Source organism: Bacillus sp. SDLI1 (genome assembly GCF_001553895.1).
Taxonomy (GTDB): Bacteria; Bacillota; Bacilli; order Bacillales; family Bacillaceae; genus Bacillus; species Bacillus siamensis.
Genome location: NZ_CP013950.1, coordinates 4,071,227 through 4,088,638, shown reverse-complemented (window position 1 = coordinate 4,088,638; position 17,412 = coordinate 4,071,227). Strand labels below are relative to the sequence as shown.

The window sequence follows — 17,412 nt, the reverse complement described above, 5'->3', positions numbered from 1 at the left end:
TCTCATATATGAAACTCAATTATTGATTCTTTCTTCAAGATCATGAATACGTCTTTCAAGTCCAGAGAATTTCTTATCATTGTATCGGTGGTCACTTTCAATATTCTTGTTAATAATCTTAAGCATGGATACAACCTCTTCAGGTTCATTTTCTTCGATCCGTTTAACCGTTTCTTTAATATCCTTAACGTCCTGCTTAATTGTGTTAATATCCTTGGAAAGTTGCTGTATCGCTTTAAGAATCTGATTTTCCATTCCGCTCACCTCTAATAAGCTTAGTATAGCATGATGTCAGTTAGATTTGTTTACCTTCTTTTGGCGTATACATAGTAAGCGATCCATAACAAAATGATAATGATACACGTTACTATGAAGATACCTGTAATAAGCGACTGTGTTCCGCTGCTGAAGTAATCTTTGATGAAGAGGAACAATAAGAATAAAACAATAAATGTTATGTTCGTAATCCATAATGAGAATCGTTTCATGTTTACAAAGTGCTTGTCCATGTTATAATATGGGTAGTGACTAAAGGGGAATTAATCCCCTTTAGCGTGTTATCTGCGTATACGTTTGCGTTGTCTCTTGCTACGGAGGCGCATTCGTGTACGCTTTTTATTTTTGCTTTTCTTATTCTTCATCAGGTTTTGAATCTTCTCAGCTATCGTTAAACAGTTGATGACTAAAACCGTGATAGGAATAAGGAAAGCAATTGTTATACCCACTTTCTCAAGCACTCTGTTCACCTCCTTTCCTATAACTCTATTATAGCACATTTTTCCTACTAAGTCATTTTATTTTTACTCTTAAAACGGATTTTTTAAAATTATTTTGGACTATTACTTATGGTGTTTACAGGCTGTATAAGGCGTGTATGTGGATTGGATACCAATGATACTATGATCAAATTAAAATTGATTCTAGGTGTATTAGAATACTTCTGATGATGCATTGTTAGTGTGTTATGGGATGGATATACGATGATGTGTGGTGAAGATAAATGTGTTTTAGGTAAGATGAGCATAAGTAAGGTTATGGGTGGATGTAATGAGGATGAGTAAAGGTGAGATAGGATTATGTTTAGAGTAAATATAAAATAATTATATAGATGAAAAATTGTATAGATAACACTTCGATTTATTCCCTTTCGTTATACACACGATTATTTTTAATGAATGAGTATTCACTGTTAAACTGACCGCTTAATTATTTTTTCAAAAATAAATATTGTTTTTCATTTGAAATTGTGTTAGCTTTGCAAATTTGTCAGCCAAATCATAAAAACCCTACATAACGTATCTTATATAGGGAATTAAATACCAATATATAGGGGGTATATTAACATCTAAAGGCCAAAAAACAGGAACAAATGTACCCCTAGCACTTCCATTTCCACACCCAACTTATTTTTTCACTTTCCCATTTTTTAGCCTATTTTCACATCGTAATCGCTATCGTAAAAGCCTATAATATCAATGTTTTTCCACCCCTCATTCTCCCCTTTTTCCTCATATTTTTAACTCAACGACCACTTTTCCTCTCTCCTGCCTACGTTTTACGATCACAAAACACCTATTATCCCCTTTGACAGCTCTAAAACATTGCTATATCAACCTAAACAACCCTTTCCGATCTTCATTTACGATAGGCACTTTTTTAGCTCACGATCACCAGGGGGGTCATTAAAAATCAAAATAAAAAAAGAGCCACCTTACAGCGCTCCTTTATTACCACTGATACCAGTGTGTTCTTTCTAATTTAAATTTATCTCTATGGGTTTTATTATTGGTTTTCCACTCTACTTCAACAGTTACTTCATGACCGATCACTTCATTTTCCGGTATATATTCAAACGTCAGGATATGGTCTTCCCCTACTCCGCCGCCTTCTAATTCCTCGCCGGTGTATTCTGAAAGATAATAGCCTTTATTTTCGTCATATTTTCGACCGTCAATAAATAATGCCAACTTTTTGATTATCGTATCCTTTTCATCTTTTTTGTTTCCCTTATAGTATAAATTCAAAAAATAATTCGGGCCAATTGCAGTCTTGTCTGATTTTTCAATTGATGCTTCCCATGTCTTATTATGGCTATACCCGATATATTTCACTTTCTCTCCTGATATTAGGGAATATACTGCAATTCCAGCTATTAAAATGAGAGCAGTAATGATTATTAGTAATGTTTTAATAACCTTAAAATTCTTCATTCAATCCCACCTTCACAATTTAGAACGTATAAATATTAATAATGTTACATTAATCTGAAAATGAAAAAGCCACCATAATAGGCAGCTTCCCTTTAAAATTAGCGCTTTAGTCTCTTCAGTGCCTCCATATACGAGGTCTTTTTCGATTCCTTGTTCTCCAGCTTCCTCGGCTTGAATAAATCCTCTCTACGGCGATTCTTCGCTTTATAAACAGTTGTTTCTTTAACTTCAGTGTTTCCATTTTCAATTAGATCATCTAACTGCTTCATCCGCTCATTGATCCAGGTCAATCCACTAAGGATCGTTATCGCCCTATTACCTTTATCATAATGTCCTTTAAATAAGTCTAGGGGCATCTTGTTATCAAAGACATTAAACAGCTCATTATACGATATATGCTCCGTTAAGAACTCATGAACATCCAGAATAACTCCTGCTCTCATCACATTTTCAAACTCAACAGGAGTGAATATCGAATTGTTCCACGACTTTTGTATATCGTCATGCAGCTTATCGAAATACTTACCCTCATTTGTAAATTCATTGAGGTCTGTTTGAGCAATAGTCATGATTCCTGGTGTGTCAAAAAGCTGATTTAAATCCTTCCTGTCTAATGTACTGATCTTTGATCCTCTATCCGTGTAATTGAGTAAGACTTCAATTAAATCAAGGAACATCTTGTTTGTCTCCTTGTAAAGCCTGCTCTCTGAAATCTTTCCTTCATATTTACCCAAAACCATTTGATTATCCAAAGGTAAAACACATGTTTCTGGCATAGATAAGTCATCAAGTAGCTCCAGTGAATTCATCTGGTTAACCAATACCTCATTATTGTCAGGAAGGATTGGTACAGCCACTATTGTTTTATGTGTAAGACATTCGTTTAACAATTCTAATAATATAGGAGCTACCCCTGAACCGGTTCCACCAGCTGCAGAGAAAACAACAAAAATAACTTGTACTGAAGGTTTTTCCATTGTATTCTTTATAAACTCAATTGAGGACTCCCAGTTATTTTTCATATGTTTCGCTGCTGCGCTTCTGTCTTTACCTACTCCTTCTGTCCCTACCAGATGAAGCTTATCTTGAATATTGACCAATGAATTAAGGTCTGAACGTGAATAATTTATTGCGACAGAATGAAATCCTCTCTTCATCGCTTCATCTGCTACACTTCCACCGGCCTGACCAACTCCAATAAATCCAAACATCAAACCCTCTCCCCTTCTAATTGATAACTCAAAGCTTCTTGACCATATTGAGTAATAAAAATTGTATGCTCTTTACTGTTTTTCACTATATTAATAAACTGCAAGGCTTCCAGACGATCAATGCTCTTTCTAAAAGTAGCATCAGTTAGTTGAGTTTCAGCTTGAATGGTTTTTTTCCTAATTGATTTAAACTTTAAATCAGCCCCTTCATCGCTTAATAAGCCTAGAATATACAAATCATTTCGAGTTAAGTTGTCAATGACTGAATCAAAATAAGTATCCATGTAACCCCTCCTTAATATCTGATGATTTTGAAATATCTTGGTTGATATACGATTATTATATTGTTTATTTGCATTTAAATGCAAATATTTTTGTATCTTAATGCAAATATTCACACTCTGCTTGTATGTAAACCAGTCATTTTATAAAATTTATTCAAACAGCAAAAGGATGATTTAAATGGAATATAGGGTTAAAAGTAAGTTGGATTCATTTCTAAGCAGCAAAGGTATCGAAAAAGGCTGGTTAGCAGAGCAAATAAAAGCTGAAAGAGCAAGTATATCTAGATGGTGTAAAAATGACAGCGAGGGATTTGCAACCGTCCTCCCTAGTACATACAATCTTTTATTGATGGCACATATTCTAAATTGTAAAGTTGACGATCTTTTTGAATTAATCGAAATTAAATCCAATTAACTTTGGATTTTTATGTTTACAAGAGTAAAAATAAAATATATAATAAAAACACAACCACATGAAGTGGTCTTTATTTTAATCATTTTAAGAATAAAAATAAAATAGTATGGAGGTGTAAGATGAAAAAGCAGTATTTATTTAGTCATTTAATGGGGTTTATTGAGGGAAAAGTAGTCGATGGGACAGCAACACCCGAAGAAGAATACCTTTATCAGGATTACAAATGGTACGGAAAGATTAATAAGCAAAGCTTTACATATCGAAGTTTAGTAAATCAATATCTTAATAGCGAATATTAAGCACTTTTAGAGTAAAAATAAAATATACGGAGGGGATTGATTGAAAAGAAAAAAGGATGGATTGTCTAAGCAAGTTCACATATACAGTGTGGACACATCAGCATTTTATAATGACAAAGAAAATTCATTACATAATAGGATTTTGAAGTCTTATAGATACAGAGATTATCTTAAGACATTAGATAGTGTACATAATAGACATAAGAAATACATTTCGCAAAGAATTACATACCTTAAAGAATGCCTCTACTCTGCATTCGATGAACATAATGACATAAGAACACTTCGAACTGACAGTTTAAGAGACAACAAAGTGATTTCATTATTTGATTCAGTGTTGACCCGAACATTAGGGATTAAAGAAAACACCCTTTCAGAGGAAATCATGGTTGTACAAACTTATCATTTTGAAGTATTGAAGGACATTATTGATCAAGGATTTTTACATAACAATGAAAAATACGTTTATTTCACGAGCAGCGCCGGTCAAATTCGTACAAAGAAGTCATGTTTCATTAAAAAAAGTACCTACGACAAGTATCAGGATGCTTTGACCTGTGGCTTGAGCATTGAAAAGATTAATTCCCTTGGTGGGAGCAGCATTAACAAATGGAATAGCTATATGGCCCTATCAAACAGCGCCAGTAGCCCTTGGGAGATCGATATTGATAAAGCAATTGTTGTCAACGACCTAGAAACGGATGTATCAAGCCTTGTTGACTATATTGACCGAGACACCTACGAAATCACACGAAAAACAATGAACATTCCCATTGAGCATACAGATGGCTGCGGAATGATTCTCCCTATTCTAAGTCGTAAAAGCTTCATGATAAGGCTCCCATGGGTAAAGGGTTTATTAGTCCCTTTTGATTTTCGTAAATTTGCTGAGGAAAACAACGCTTTTAAAGTAACTGATATATACGGCAAGGAATGGGACGTAGTGAAAGATGATATTCAAATTATCTTCACTAAAAGCCAATTTAAAATGTGGAAGTATTATTCATCGTGGGGAGAATATCAAGACAGTTATAAAAAATATGGTTGCTTAGGGGCAAAGCTCAACGAAGAAGACCCTTCTGTTGAAGGTAAGCTCACCTATCAAATGCTCCAGACACTTACAGATATCTCGGATGAAGAATTAATTCAAATGAGCTCTAAGACTGTAAAAGAAATAACCACATTGGGAACTGACAAAGAAACCATGTTAAGAGTTCTTGGAGCTACGGAGAAAAAGAAACATCGGACAGCTCTTCAGGACGCTTTACTTCTATATCCAGAACTTCTTAACGATGATCACACGAAAGAAATTATTAAAAATAAAAAGAAAAGCATGATCAAAGATGCCAAATCAGGAAAATTGCTTGTGGATGGTGCTCGTTATACATACTTATGCCCTGATCTGTATGCTTTCTGCGAAAAATTATTTCTGAACATCCAGAAACCAAAAGGACTGCTTTCAGGAAGCGATGTCCATTGTTCTTTATATGATGAAGGGTATATTGATATCCTCCGCTCCCCTCACTTATATAGAGAGCATGGTGTTAGGTGGAACAAAAAAGATGAGGAATATGAAAAGTGGTTCATTACCCCAGGTGTTTACACCAGCATTCATGATCCGATATCTAAGTTGCTGCAGTTTGATAATGACGGGGATAAGGCCTTAATTATTTCTGATGAGTTAATCGTCAATATTGCCAAGCGTAATATGGAAAACATCGTTCCGTTGTATTATGAAATGTCCGTAGCCCAGAAACAAGAGATTAATAGCAAGAACATCTATGAAGCACTAACTCTTGCTTATGGGATCAATATCGGGGAGCACAGTAACAACATCACTAAGATATGGAACAGTGACAATATAAATCTGGACGTGATCAAATGGTTATGCATGGAAAATAACTTTACTATTGATTTTGCAAAAACCTTATTCATGCCTACCCGTCCTGATCATGTTGATGAAAAAATTAAAGATTACATAAAAAATAAAGTCCCCCACTTCTTCATCAATGCAAAGGATAAAGAAGAACATAGCGTTGAGCTAATTAATGAAAGCACAGTAAATAAGTTAAACTCCATTATCCCTTCTGACCGAATTAATTTCGCAGCTGTTGCAGGAAAGTTTGATTATCGTTTTCTGCTCAAGAACAAGGAGATTAAGTTGGACGAGGCAATTATTAGTGAGTACAAACGATTAGACCAGAACAAGAAATGGCTCATGAATGATGAAGACATTAAGCCTGGGCAAAAACTCTATGTCTATAAGGTCATTAAAGACAGATTGTTGAAAATCCATAATGACGAGCAATATGTCGCTGATGTTTTGGTTAAGTATCTATATAAAAAGAAAAGCAAATTTAAATCAACATTATGGGAGTGCTTTGGCGATACTTTATTAGAAAATCTAAAACATAGCTTAAAGACTTATAGAGGATGCTGTTGTTGCGGGAAGATGTTTAAAATTACATCGAACAAAGCCAAATATTGTCCATCCTGCGCAAAGAAAAGAGAACTAGACAAATACAAAAAATATAATAAAAAGAGAAAATAACCACCAATAGAAAGTGCCCTGAGCCTTACTCCCCCAAGGGGTACAGCGATTTTGCCGGAAAAAGTTTAACAAAAAAAGTGCCTTGAACCCTTGATATGACTGGTCTGAAAGCCCCTTTTGAGATAATCGCCATAAGGGAGAAAGAAAGCTAATTTCCACATATAAGGGTGAGTACGTCTCCCGTTTTTCAAAAGAAGCATAAACGTTACCGTAATTATACTTTAACACAAAAATAAACAATATCACTAGGAGGAATTAAAACATGAACAAAACAGAATTTGTTGGAGAAGTTGCAGAAAAATTAGGAGTTACTAAGAAAGAAGCTGCACCTAAAGTGGAAGCAGTATTTAATGTGATCGTTGAAACACTTACAAAAGGTGAATCAATCAAGATTCCAGGAGTTGGAACGTTTGAAGTTCGTGAACGAGCAGCTCGCAAAGGGAGAAATCCACAATCGGGTGAGGAAATTGATATTCCGGCTACAAAGGCACCTGCCTTCAAGGCTGCTAAAGCTCTAAAAGACGCAGTGAAAGCTTAATAAAAATTAATGAGGACGACAGGAAAGGCTTCCTGCACGCTTTGTCACATAGAGCTTATGCTCCTAAAAGTGGCAGAGTTAGATGTTATGGAGGAAATTGTCGCCCTCCCCTCTTTTCCCTTAGAATGCGGTGGCGAAAAAGGTAAACGCGTAGATCGAGGTGGTATGACTGACCTTCGGGAATCTCGAGACCAACCTTCAAGAGAAGAAGACTAATAGTTGGCGAATTGTCATCCATGAGAGGTGCAAATCCTCTCCCGCATTCAGCTCCAGGTTAATTAGAGTTCTTTTATTGATGGCATGGGGGTGTCGTCAATAATAAGCTGTTTACTGATATGTGGGATATCAGTTCTCCGCTAATATTCATTTGTTTGAGGACTTGGAATGCCAGGGTTTCAGATAAGTGAATATTAGCGGGGTATTGCCCCATCGTGAATGAAGCTTTTTCTAAACATGTCTATTCTCACTTTCATACGAACAAAAGCATTAAATTCGACTTTACAGCTACAACTGGTCATTGTGGTCAGTCGGATAATGGTCATTTATGAGGGTTCAGCTCGGATGTCTGTATCTTAAAGAGACAGATAAATGACTATTATCGGGCTAAATATGCCGATAAGACTTAGCGCATTAATATAATTGCGACTGAATCCCATCAGGGTCTTATTATGGGTGACATGTAGCCTGAATATTAATTGCGGTGTACTGCTTCGGCTTGCACTTAGGTAAGGCAGATGCGTCTCCCTTCCCTTTAAAAAATGACCTTGTAAGCTTTGCTGCTTATTATGCGGTCATCAAAAATTTTTCCGGGTTAGCGAGGCTTTGTAATTACATACCCTCGTAAAATAAGTGAGATGGTTTTTGGGCGCTTGATCACCGCTCCCATTTCACAGAAAAGGATTATTTTCGGTCTTGCCTTTTCAATTTCACTTAGCAACACATTCGCTATTTTATTCGCTACTTCTCCTTCAATGTTCTGTATGGAGACTTACCTTTCCCATGCACATACCTCCTTACACGGGTCAGAGAAAACTGTGCAAAATAAATGGCGAGCGTTTGAGACGCTTTGTTTCTCAATAAGGCGTGTAACCCGACAAGAGAGACTGAAAATGCCATTGAGAAGGCTTATAATGGGTCTTTCCTTCTCAAATTATTTTTTCCTTGGCTCTCAGACTCTGCTGAGCAGTTGGCAAGCAACATAAAAACTTGATATATAAGATGTAAAGGTAATAGGAACTTTAAACACATTCCAGAAAGTGTATTATTTGTTGTCATAGCTCATCTGCCATGTGTAGAAGGAGCCAGCTGGATTTCGCACAGCGATAACCAGCCTTTTATGCTCATGTACCATGATGTACAAGGAGTTTCTGAAGACGTTATTATGGCGTCTTTTGTTATTTTCGGCTTACTTATAGTTTGTTGACTACAAAGGTTTCAGTCGCTGAACCTGTAATCAGCGTCTTCCCTGTAGATTTTGCGTACCTAGGTGAGTAAATGAATAATATGTAAGAACGCTAATTCGTGTAATTCTCAAGGGAGGACGAAAATGCCGATACGCATTAAATTCGACAAAGAAGCTTACTTAAAACGTCATAGAGAATTTCGGGAAAAATTAGCCGAGTTTAAGAACGGCGGTCATGAGGAAGCGTATAATCAAGCGCAGGTAATCTTAGAATCGAGCGTCTTAAAAACTAACGATGCGGTGGCGGAATAGGTAGACGCGAATTCGCGGGTGCATCGAGAGAGTGAAAGACTCCTGCCTTTGCTGGTATACGAAGCACACACGGCCCGGAATAACCAGTATGAGAGGTGCAAATCTTCGCCCGCATATCCGATAGCGACGTCGGATTCTCCGCCGGTGGGGACGTTAAATACGTACCGGAAAGCGTGTAATATTGTCGCGGTGACTTGCGTTCGACATTCGAAGGGTTTATAACCCGACGGTCGACTTAGCCTACGTGAGTCCAACGCAATCAGAACGAGGCTTCCGCACCCTACGGCGGAGGTCTTTTTGTGCTTGCGTTTTACTGATCAGTCGGAATCTGCTTACGATCCTTCCGGTACGCAAGTTATCAATAATCTCCTTCGGGCGTTTCCCCAACGCCTATCCGACTTATCTTTTCATCTCCTTTATACCCCCTTCTCGGACGTTACCGATGCTTCGGATCATCGGGCTTCCGAAGGAGCTTATTGTACGTAAATAAAACACATATTGGAGGAATTTAAATGGCTAAAGGCAAGAAAGAGTATTCTTTTAAAAAATGCACTGTAAACGTAGATGAAGATCAAATTATTGAGTATAAAGGCGATGGCATACACATTCACTCACTATCTAAATACCTAAGAGAGCTCGAAAGCAAAACAGATCAAATTGATTTCACGTTAAAAAGTGACAGTGATGTTGTTCCTCAAGAAACTGAAGGACTTCCTGAGTAGGTGGTGACTGAATGACAGCTATTTTAGATACTGTATTACAGCGAGAAAAAGACGAATCGTTCACTGATTATCATATTAGACTTTTCAAAAACAAAGATACTTATCACATTGACACAAAAACAATTGCTGCCCTTTTAAATAAGGATCAAGGAACCAACTATGATGAAAGCAAATGGCGTAAAGACTTTAAGCAATTTGAGCGCTGGCACGATTACTTTATCTCAAAGAACGTTGATAAAGAAATCCTTGATAAATATGAAACTATTCGTATTGAATCTGAGAAAGAAAAAATCAGAAAACAAGACCAAAACAGAGAGTTCAAAAAGAAGATTTCAAATCAAGCACGATTTGAAAAAATTAGAGATGATGTTGTTCAAGCTATTGCTTCTCTAGAGTCAAAAAGACCCCTTCGCTTTACCTTCCCATCACCTGCTATTACTGAAAAACATGGACTTGCTCTATTCAGTGACTGGCACTTCGGAATGGAAATCGACAACCGCATTAATAAATTCAACAAAGAAATCTTCAATGAGCGTGTAGAACACCTCACCAACAAAGTGATTGAGTATGGTAAGCAGAATCACATTTCCACACTTCATGTAGCAAACCTTGGTGATCTAATCGGGGGCCTAATTCATGTGTCTACAAGAGTTCAGGCCAATGAAGATGCTGTAGAACAAATTAAATATGTATCAGAAACGCTTGCCGAGGTTTTAGCGATGTTGGCAAGTGAGTTTCAAGAAGTTAAGTTCTACAACGTAGCAGGCAATCACGGTCGGCTCTCCCCTTCTAAAAATGATATAGGGATTAAAGAAAACTTTGAATACCTCATTAATTGGTACCTCGAAGCCAGATTGAAGAACATAAAGAACATCTCCATTGAACCTGAGCAAGACGGTTTCATCCCCGCTAAAATCAACAATCAGGAAGTCGTGTTTGTACACGGACACTACGATCGTGTTGATCAGTGTGTAACACGATTGCCTCAATTACTTGGCTACATCCCTTCTTACATATTCGGTGGTCATATTCATCACAATTATGAAAAAGAGTACGGCAGCACAACGGTTGTTGTAAACGGAGCGCTTGTCGGTGCGGATGATTATGCTATGCAAGGTCGGTTTGGCACAAAACCTTCTCAAAAATTTATGGTTTTTGATGATACAGGTATTGAGGCTACATACATAATTAGATTTAAGAATGAAATATAGGGTTGCGACCAATCGCTTTAAGGAGAACGATTATGGAAAATAAAGATTTCATCAAAGATAATATCGGTAATTGTTTAAGTAAGCTGTCTGAACTACGCAAGGAAGGAAATCATCCGGCATACAAAACTATCGCCAAATCGCTGTGTGAGTACATGAAGATGATAAATACTCAAGACATGAATGAAATTAAATACTTGTCAAATATTAATAAATTAATCTCATCTGAAATGGACAATCTCAAAATCTTTATTACTACTTCATTTAATAAGAGGGATTTTAAAGCTTATCATAGTTTAAGTTGTGTTTTCGGTGAATTAAGTAGAACTTTAGGTTTTCTTAGAACTTCCCTTCGATTGATCCATAAGGAACTATCTGAACGTGTACTGCATTACCAAAAGGAGGACTAAATAATGAAAGTCGCTTCATTTATTAACGAATTGTCTATTTATTGGGGTCAATTTTCGGAAGAGTTTAAAAGGGTGATTTCTAAGTCTTTATCTTAAAGGAGAGAATAAACTTGGATTTAGCAATGCACGAAGTGTATAACCTTCATTTGTATGATAAAAAAACTGAGGAGTCTTTAATTGATTTAACAACTCTTCAAGATGTTGAAATCTTTTATAGCGATGAACATGAAACGTATTTGATTTTTGCAAAAAATGCTCTGCTAAATTTTGATGTTCTTAAATTTTTAGGTGATTATAAAGCCCCTACCTCCTTTGAATCAAAGTTAGGGAAGAAACAATTTATTTCAGTTTTAAAAGAAACTCCTCGCTCTGAATTCAAACTACTGGCTGAAACAGTCGGTCACCATACTGAGACATCAAAGTCACACAAAGTTACCCTAGAATTTAACAATGTCGAAATTATTTCTAGAGCAGAACTTAAAGGTGTTAGTGGAGAAGTATCAGGTTTAGATTTGATTTTTAAAGTAAACCCAATAGATAACGAATTCTTCAAAATTCACTATTGATAAAACTTTAATTTTATTCAGATTGGAGCAGTGTAAGTGGCTGATTACAAAGATGTTTACGAGTCTTTCTGGAAGGAAATCATTGAAGATGGAACAGGAAATATTAACAAAGAGCAACTAATGAAAGAGCTGTGTGATTATAAGTATCTGTTGGATTCAATTCCTGCTGTTTATGAAGAAGTGACTTGTAATACTGTAAGTAAGCCATTTGCTGATCCTAAATATGTTATTGAGTCTCATAGAGAAGCTTTTATAAATAAAAGAATTGCCATAGATGATTTAAGAAGCATGAGTGTGGCAGCAAAACACTATTCACCTTATGAGACAGTTGTGAGCCTAGGAGCTATTGAAGGTTTATTAAAGTAATACAAAAAAAACAATTGAGGATGATGATGAAAATGAAAAATGAAGATTTTAAATACTTAAATAAACACTTAGAAACTCTCTCAGAATTAAAACAGTCTGGTTACAAATGTGATGCTGAGATTAAGCGAGTATTAGAAGCTCTTCATTTAACTATTTTTGGAGAGAAAATCCAACCTCCATCCAAGCGAATGAAAGTTGTTTTTAATGACGTGGATAAATCACTACAAGAAAGATTCCATAAAAATGCACCTAAGGTTCTTCTAGTAAATGATTCTCAGAGAGGTAAAGGTAAAACAACTCTTCTTCTTAGGCTATCTCAAGAGAATAATATTCCTTTACTTGTAGGTGCTCATAAAAAGGCTTATAAAGACTTGGCTAAAGAAAAAGGAATTAGCTGTTCTATTTTCTCAGCCAATTATTTAGAAGGTAACCATTTTCCGAATGGCGTTTATATCGACAGTACTGTTACTAAAGATCAACTCAAAACAATTAAAAAATCAGGAATTGAGATCAAAGGAGGATTTCATCATGATGAAGTCCTCTCTTCTTTAGTTTAAACACCTTTTTAGAACGCCCAGGATGATTGCGGTACTCCCCTTCCGCTCTATTACTGGGCGTTTTATAAAACGTGTTTACATCAACTAACTTTATGGAGGTGAAATATGTCTGCTGAAAAAGTAAAATGCTCATGCTGCGGAAAAGAACAAAATGCCAATCAATATTATATTTCTGAATCCGCTTTTAATGCTGCAACCGGCAAACTATCAGTATGTAAGAGTTGTCTCCAAAACGAATTCCAAAAAGACAAAGATAACTTGAAGAATGTGCAAAACATCTTGAGGATGATTGATCGCCCATTTGTTTACGACTTGTGGGTTTCTGCTGTTAACGAATCAGTTTCTAAGAAGAAATCAGATGGAAATGTGTTAGGTACGTATATGAAGAATATCGGAATGAAAGATTACAAGTCAAAAACTTGGGCAGACAGTGAATTTGACTTTGAAGAAGAACAAGAATACACAACACAGTTATTACTCGCTAAAAGTACAGAAGATATATCAAAGGAAGACATAGATGAATTAATGCAATTCTGGGGTCGTGGTCTTGATGTTGAAGATTACATTTGGCTTCAGAATGAATACATTGATTTCACGAATAGGTATGAATGTGACTCTAAAGGAATGGAACTTCTTATAAATGAAATATGTTTGACTCGGCTAGATATCCGCAAACGGCGTGAAAATGGTGAAAAAGTCGATCAGCAGCAAAAAACTCTTCAAGATTTACTTGGCTCAAGTAATTTAAAACCGGTTCAAGAAACTGGAGCAAGTGGAGTTGAGCAAGAGTCTTTTGGAACCTTGATAAAAAAATATGAGAATGAGAGACCAATACCTGAGCCAGAGCCTAGGTGGAAAGATCCTGATAAAATTGGTAAATACATTAAGGTGTTTTTCCTTGGTCATCTGTCCCGAATGCTTGGTCTGAAAAATCAATATTCAGAGGAATATTGGGAAGAAATGAATAAGCACACTGTTGAAGAACCTGTTACAGAAGAAGAGGAACGAGAAAATGACCTCACATAAAAATTTCACAACAGATCGCAACAAGCATAGTCGAGGAATTAATATCTTTAAAAAGGGAAACAACTTTAAAAAGAAATCAAAATCCGAACGATTAATGGATGGTATTGGTGCATGGACTTCATTCTATAGAGCAAATCCACATCGTTTCGTAAAAGAATACTTGGGCATTACGCTTAAATTGTTCCAATGTATTTTAATTTACATGATGGTACATAACCATTATTTTATGTATTTGGCCAGTCGTGGTCAGGGTAAAACTTGGTTAACCTCTGTATACTGCTGTGTACAAGCCATCCTCTTCCCAGGTACGAAAATAGTTATTGCATCAGGAACAAAAGGACAAGCTCGTGAAGTCATAGAAAAAATTGATGACTTACGTAAAGAATCGCCTAATTTAAGGCGAGAAATAGAAGATTTAAAAACCTCAACGAATGATGCCAAAGTTGAGTTCCATAATGGTAGCTGGATTAAAATCGTTGCCTCAAATGATGGTGCACGCTCCAAACGTGCAAACCTCCTCATTGTAGATGAATTCAGAATGGTTGATTTTGAAATCATCAGTAAAGTACTCCGAAAATTCCTAACAGCTCCTCGTTCTCCTAAATATCTTGAAAAAGAAGAATACGCCCATCTCAAAGAGCGAAACAAAGAAATTTACCTCTCATCCTGCTGGTATAAAGTTCATTGGTCATTTAACAGGTTCATTACATACTACAATGCAATGATGAAGGGTTCTAAATACTTTGTTTGCGGTCTCCCTTATCAAATCGCAATAAAGGAAGGTCTTTTGGATAAAGATCAGGTTCGAGATGAAATGGCAGAAGAAGACTTCGATCCTATTGGTTGGTCAATGGAAATGGAAGCTCTCTGGTTTGGTGAATCTGAAAAGGCTTATTTTAAATTTGAAGACATAGAAAAGAACCGGAAACTCGCTTCTCCCCTCTTTCCACCTGACTACTACAACCTAATCAAGGATTCCAACTTCAAATATGAATCCAAGAAACCAGGAGAGATTAGACTGGTAAGCAATGACATCGCCGGAATGGCCGGTAAGGATAACGATGCCAGTGTTTACACAGTATTCAGACTGATTCCAAACTCCAATGGATATGATCGTCATATTGTATATATGGAAAGCATTGTAGGGGGTCATACAGGGACACAAGCAACAAGAATTAGACAAATATACGAAGACTATGATTGCGACTATATTGTATTAGATACTCAAAGTATCGGGCTTGGCGTGTATGACGCATTATGTCAACCTCTATATGATAAAGAACGAGCTAAAGAATATGATCCCTTTTCATGTATTAACGATGAAAGAATGGCTGAGCGGTGTACTTATCAAAATGCTGAAAAAGTAATTTATAGCATCAAAGGTAATGCACAATTGAACAGTGAAATTGCGGTATTACTCAAAGATGGATTCAAACGAGGGAAAATCAAAATCCCTATCAATGAAAATGAAGGAAAAGAATACCTGAAAAGATTTAAAGGCTATGAAGGCTTATCCCCTGAGGTTAAAGGGAAATTCCTTTCAAGCTATGCTCAGATTACACTTCTAATAAATGAAATGATCAACTTAGAAGCTGAATATAGCGATAATGGACAAGTTAAGCTAAAAGAGCCAAAGAGTAAACGAAAAGACAGATATAGCTCAGTGGCTTATGGCAACTATATTGCCACAGTATTAGAAAGACAGTTAAACAAACAAACTGAATATGACGTTGAAGATGAGCTGGTCTATTTTTAAAAAGAAATGAGGTGAAACATGGTTTCCTTAAATAAGGTTGACATTGAATCAGAAGAGTATAAGCAAATGCTGAATGACTATTCAACTTATACTGCTACATTTGCTTCGGGCTTTATCTCGAATATGTTTTCCAGTGGCATTGTTACGGAAGTTGAGGCCGAACAATTAAAGAACTATTTTTCTAACCCCGATCAATTTCAAGAAGAAATCGAAAATCTTGCAGAGTACTTTTACATTTCTACTGCAGAGATTCACCAACTGTTTGAATTGATTGAAGCCCTCCCTACCCTCAACTATAAAATTGACTCCTTTTATAAAGCTAAGTCTTCAGATAAGCATATTTCCCTTTTAAATAAATCCTTACATAAAGTCAAGCATAAAAGACTTACTAGAGATTTGTTAAAACAGGTTGCTACAGCCGGTACTCTTGTTGGTATATGGCTTGGAGACGATAAGAGTCCCTATCCGTTTATCTTTGATGAGATTAAGTATGTGTTTCCCTCTTTTAGAAGAAATGGAGACTGGGTATGTGTAGTTGACATGGAGATGTTCACTAAGTATAAAGATGATCGCAGGAATGAATTGTTAAAAAGCCTCTCCCCTTTTATTAAACAAAGCGATTATGAAAACTTCATGAAAGATCGAGAGAAATATCGATACAAGGAATTGCCACAAGAGAGAACTTTCCCACTGCGCACAGGAACACTAAAGAGAAATCAAGGATTGGGAACATCTTGGGTTACCCCAGGTCTATATGATGTGCTTCACAAAAAGAAACTTAAAGATGTTGAGAGGTCTATTGCAAATAAGATTATTAACGCTGTTGCAGTATTAACAATTGGTACAGACAAAGGTAACGGAGAATATACAAACATGAAGCTGCCTAAAGCAGTTAAACAAAAAATTCATGGCGGAGTTAAGTCAGCTTTAGAAAAAAACCAAAAAGATGGAGTAACCGTAGTATCAATCCCTGACTTTGCTGACATCAACTTTCCAGATGTTAAAGCAGATGGATTAGATGGAGCAAAATTTGATCATATTAATAGCGACATTCAATCTGCTTACGGCTTGTCCGGATCCCTTCTGAATGGCGATGGAGGTAACTACGCAACATCATCATTAAATTTAGATACATTTTATAAGCGTATTGGTGTATTAATGGAGGATATTGAACAAGAAGTTTATCAAAAGCTATTCAACCTTGTTTTACCGGACAGTCAAAAAGACAACTATTATATGAATTATGATAAAGACAAGCCGCTCACTCTGAAAGAGAAAATGGATATCCTAATTAAATTAAACGATAAAGGCTGGTCTATTAAGCATGTAATTGACAACTTAGCTGGAGTATCCTGGGAGAGCTATCTCGAACAAACTCTTTATGAAACTGAAGAGCTTAAACTCCAAGATAAAATTAAACCGTACCAAACATCCTACACAATGGGTGATGGCTCTTCAAATAATGGAGAAGCTGGACAATCTTCCACAGAAACTCCTACAAACGAAAATACAATAAAATCAAGAACTTCAGATGGAAATAATACGCCTGAATAGTGTTCTCTTTTGAAAGGGGGTGAAT

19 protein-coding genes and 1 pseudogene are annotated in these 17,412 nt (G+C 36.2%); 15 read left to right on the top strand and 5 right to left on the bottom strand.

What is annotated here, in order from left to right; translation table 11 throughout:
* Positions 1 to 15 precede the first annotated feature (15 nt).
* The 5 genes from AUL54_RS19980 to AUL54_RS19960 all read right to left on the bottom strand — a co-directional run bounded on the left by AUL54_RS19980 (position 16) and on the right by AUL54_RS19960 (position 3,705).
* Positions 16 to 255 carry a hypothetical protein gene (locus AUL54_RS19980; protein WP_060964968.1) on the bottom strand — a complete coding sequence of 80 codons (240 nt, stop codon included), beginning with the start codon at positions 253 to 255 and terminating at the stop codon, positions 16 to 18.
* 302 nt (positions 256 to 557) lie between these two features.
* Positions 558 to 776 carry a type I TA system toxin YonT gene (gene yonT / locus AUL54_RS22010; protein ID WP_442854504.1) on the bottom strand — a complete coding sequence of 73 codons (219 nt, stop codon included), beginning with the start codon at positions 774 to 776 and terminating at the stop codon, positions 558 to 560.
* A 951-nt stretch (positions 777 to 1,727) separates the two neighbouring features.
* Entirely contained in the window at positions 1,728 to 2,210 is a 483-nt protein-coding gene (locus AUL54_RS19970; protein ID WP_060964966.1) for a DUF4944 domain-containing protein, read from the bottom strand.
* A gap of 98 nt (positions 2,211 to 2,308) precedes the next feature.
* Positions 2,309 to 3,421 carry an FtsZ/tubulin family protein gene (locus AUL54_RS19965; protein WP_060964965.1) on the bottom strand — a complete coding sequence of 371 codons (1,113 nt, stop codon included), beginning with the start codon at positions 3,419 to 3,421 and terminating at the stop codon, positions 2,309 to 2,311.
* The gene (locus tag AUL54_RS19960; RefSeq protein WP_060964964.1) at positions 3,421 to 3,705 is read right to left on the bottom strand and encodes a hypothetical protein; all 285 of its coding nucleotides are present in this window, start codon (positions 3,703 to 3,705) and stop codon (positions 3,421 to 3,423) included. The genes AUL54_RS19965 and AUL54_RS19960 overlap by 1 nt, the downstream gene beginning before the upstream one ends.
* A gap of 178 nt (positions 3,706 to 3,883) precedes the next feature.
* On the opposite strand from AUL54_RS19960, the gene AUL54_RS19955 reads away from it, so the two are divergent.
* From AUL54_RS19955 to AUL54_RS19895, 15 genes and pseudogenes are all read left to right on the top strand, one after another.
* Positions 3,884 to 4,120 carry a helix-turn-helix domain-containing protein gene (locus AUL54_RS19955; RefSeq protein ID WP_020954165.1) on the top strand — a complete coding sequence of 79 codons (237 nt, stop codon included), beginning with the start codon at positions 3,884 to 3,886 and terminating at the stop codon, positions 4,118 to 4,120.
* Positions 4,121 to 4,239: 119 nt separating this feature from the next.
* Positions 4,240 to 4,419 carry a hypothetical protein gene (locus AUL54_RS19950; RefSeq protein WP_014417885.1) on the top strand — a complete coding sequence of 60 codons (180 nt, stop codon included), beginning with the start codon at positions 4,240 to 4,242 and terminating at the stop codon, positions 4,417 to 4,419.
* 40 nt (positions 4,420 to 4,459) lie between these two features.
* Positions 4,460 to 6,970, top strand: coding sequence for a hypothetical protein (locus AUL54_RS19945; protein WP_060964963.1), 2,511 nt, complete (start codon positions 4,460 to 4,462; stop codon positions 6,968 to 6,970).
* A gap of 262 nt (positions 6,971 to 7,232) precedes the next feature.
* On the top strand, positions 7,233 to 7,508 hold the full coding sequence (locus AUL54_RS19940; protein ID WP_053574266.1) for an HU family DNA-binding protein: 276 nt from the start codon (positions 7,233 to 7,235) through the stop codon (positions 7,506 to 7,508).
* Between the two features lie 700 nt (positions 7,509 to 8,208).
* Positions 8,209 to 8,374, top strand: a pseudogene (locus tag AUL54_RS21305) (hypothetical protein); the annotation flags it as partial.
* A 680-nt stretch (positions 8,375 to 9,054) separates the two neighbouring features.
* Positions 9,055 to 9,222 (top strand): hypothetical protein, encoded by a 168-nt coding sequence (locus tag AUL54_RS21380; RefSeq protein WP_158509236.1) that lies wholly within the window; start codon positions 9,055 to 9,057, stop codon positions 9,220 to 9,222.
* A gap of 512 nt (positions 9,223 to 9,734) precedes the next feature.
* Positions 9,735 to 9,944 (top strand): YonK family protein, encoded by a 210-nt coding sequence (locus AUL54_RS19935; RefSeq protein WP_060964962.1) that lies wholly within the window; start codon positions 9,735 to 9,737, stop codon positions 9,942 to 9,944.
* A gap of 11 nt (positions 9,945 to 9,955) precedes the next feature.
* Complete coding sequence (locus AUL54_RS19930) at positions 9,956 to 11,155, top strand: metallophosphoesterase family protein (RefSeq protein ID WP_060964961.1); 1,200 nt, start codon at positions 9,956 to 9,958, stop codon at positions 11,153 to 11,155.
* Positions 11,156 to 11,187: 32 nt separating this feature from the next.
* On the top strand, positions 11,188 to 11,562 hold the full coding sequence (locus tag AUL54_RS19925) for a hypothetical protein (protein ID WP_060964960.1): 375 nt from the start codon (positions 11,188 to 11,190) through the stop codon (positions 11,560 to 11,562).
* A gap of 110 nt (positions 11,563 to 11,672) precedes the next feature.
* The gene (locus tag AUL54_RS19920; protein ID WP_060964959.1) at positions 11,673 to 12,128 is read left to right on the top strand and encodes a hypothetical protein; all 456 of its coding nucleotides are present in this window, start codon (positions 11,673 to 11,675) and stop codon (positions 12,126 to 12,128) included.
* 36 nt (positions 12,129 to 12,164) lie between these two features.
* Positions 12,165 to 12,494: a hypothetical protein gene (locus tag AUL54_RS19915; RefSeq protein WP_060964958.1), complete on the top strand. Its 330-nt coding sequence runs from the start codon at positions 12,165 to 12,167 to the stop codon at positions 12,492 to 12,494.
* 32 nt (positions 12,495 to 12,526) lie between these two features.
* Positions 12,527 to 13,051 carry a hypothetical protein gene (locus tag AUL54_RS19910; RefSeq protein WP_060964957.1) on the top strand — a complete coding sequence of 175 codons (525 nt, stop codon included), beginning with the start codon at positions 12,527 to 12,529 and terminating at the stop codon, positions 13,049 to 13,051.
* Positions 13,052 to 13,156: 105 nt separating this feature from the next.
* Complete coding sequence (locus tag AUL54_RS19905; RefSeq protein ID WP_060964956.1) at positions 13,157 to 14,077, top strand: hypothetical protein; 921 nt, start codon at positions 13,157 to 13,159, stop codon at positions 14,075 to 14,077.
* On the top strand, positions 14,064 to 15,833 hold the full coding sequence (locus AUL54_RS19900) for a terminase large subunit domain-containing protein (protein ID WP_060964955.1): 1,770 nt from the start codon (positions 14,064 to 14,066) through the stop codon (positions 15,831 to 15,833). The genes AUL54_RS19905 and AUL54_RS19900 overlap by 14 nt, the downstream gene beginning before the upstream one ends.
* Before the next feature lie 18 nt (positions 15,834 to 15,851).
* Positions 15,852 to 17,387, top strand: a complete 1,536-nt coding sequence (locus tag AUL54_RS19895) for a hypothetical protein (RefSeq protein ID WP_060964954.1) — start codon at positions 15,852 to 15,854, stop codon at positions 17,385 to 17,387.
* The last annotated feature ends 25 nt before the right edge of the window (positions 17,388 to 17,412 follow it).

Excerpts from the sequence above, each read along its gene's own strand:
- AUL54_RS19980 (WP_060964968.1), bottom strand. The coding sequence starts at position 255 with ATGGAAAATCAGATTCTTAAAGCGATACAGCAACTTTCCAAGGATATT.
- yonT (WP_442854504.1), bottom strand. The coding sequence starts at position 776 with ATGTGCTATAATAGAGTTATAGGAAAGGAGGTGAACAGAGTGCTTGAG.
- AUL54_RS19970 (WP_060964966.1), bottom strand. The coding sequence starts at position 2,210 with ATGAAGAATTTTAAGGTTATTAAAACATTACTAATAATCATTACTGCT.
- AUL54_RS19965 (WP_060964965.1), bottom strand. The coding sequence starts at position 3,421 with ATGTTTGGATTTATTGGAGTTGGTCAGGCCGGTGGAAGTGTAGCAGAT.
- AUL54_RS19960 (WP_060964964.1), bottom strand. The coding sequence starts at position 3,705 with ATGGATACTTATTTTGATTCAGTCATTGACAACTTAACTCGAAATGAT.
- AUL54_RS19955 (WP_020954165.1), top strand. The coding sequence starts at position 3,884 with ATGGAATATAGGGTTAAAAGTAAGTTGGATTCATTTCTAAGCAGCAAA.
- AUL54_RS19950 (WP_014417885.1), top strand. The coding sequence starts at position 4,240 with ATGAAAAAGCAGTATTTATTTAGTCATTTAATGGGGTTTATTGAGGGA.
- AUL54_RS19940 (WP_053574266.1), top strand. The coding sequence starts at position 7,233 with ATGAACAAAACAGAATTTGTTGGAGAAGTTGCAGAAAAATTAGGAGTT.
- AUL54_RS21380 (WP_158509236.1), top strand. The coding sequence starts at position 9,055 with ATGCCGATACGCATTAAATTCGACAAAGAAGCTTACTTAAAACGTCAT.
- AUL54_RS19935 (WP_060964962.1), top strand. The coding sequence starts at position 9,735 with ATGGCTAAAGGCAAGAAAGAGTATTCTTTTAAAAAATGCACTGTAAAC.
- AUL54_RS19930 (WP_060964961.1), top strand. The coding sequence starts at position 9,956 with ATGACAGCTATTTTAGATACTGTATTACAGCGAGAAAAAGACGAATCG.
- AUL54_RS19925 (WP_060964960.1), top strand. The coding sequence starts at position 11,188 with ATGGAAAATAAAGATTTCATCAAAGATAATATCGGTAATTGTTTAAGT.
- AUL54_RS19910 (WP_060964957.1), top strand. The coding sequence starts at position 12,527 with ATGAAAAATGAAGATTTTAAATACTTAAATAAACACTTAGAAACTCTC.
- AUL54_RS19905 (WP_060964956.1), top strand. The coding sequence starts at position 13,157 with ATGTCTGCTGAAAAAGTAAAATGCTCATGCTGCGGAAAAGAACAAAAT.
- AUL54_RS19900 (WP_060964955.1), top strand. The coding sequence starts at position 14,064 with ATGACCTCACATAAAAATTTCACAACAGATCGCAACAAGCATAGTCGA.
- AUL54_RS19895 (WP_060964954.1), top strand. The coding sequence starts at position 15,852 with ATGGTTTCCTTAAATAAGGTTGACATTGAATCAGAAGAGTATAAGCAA.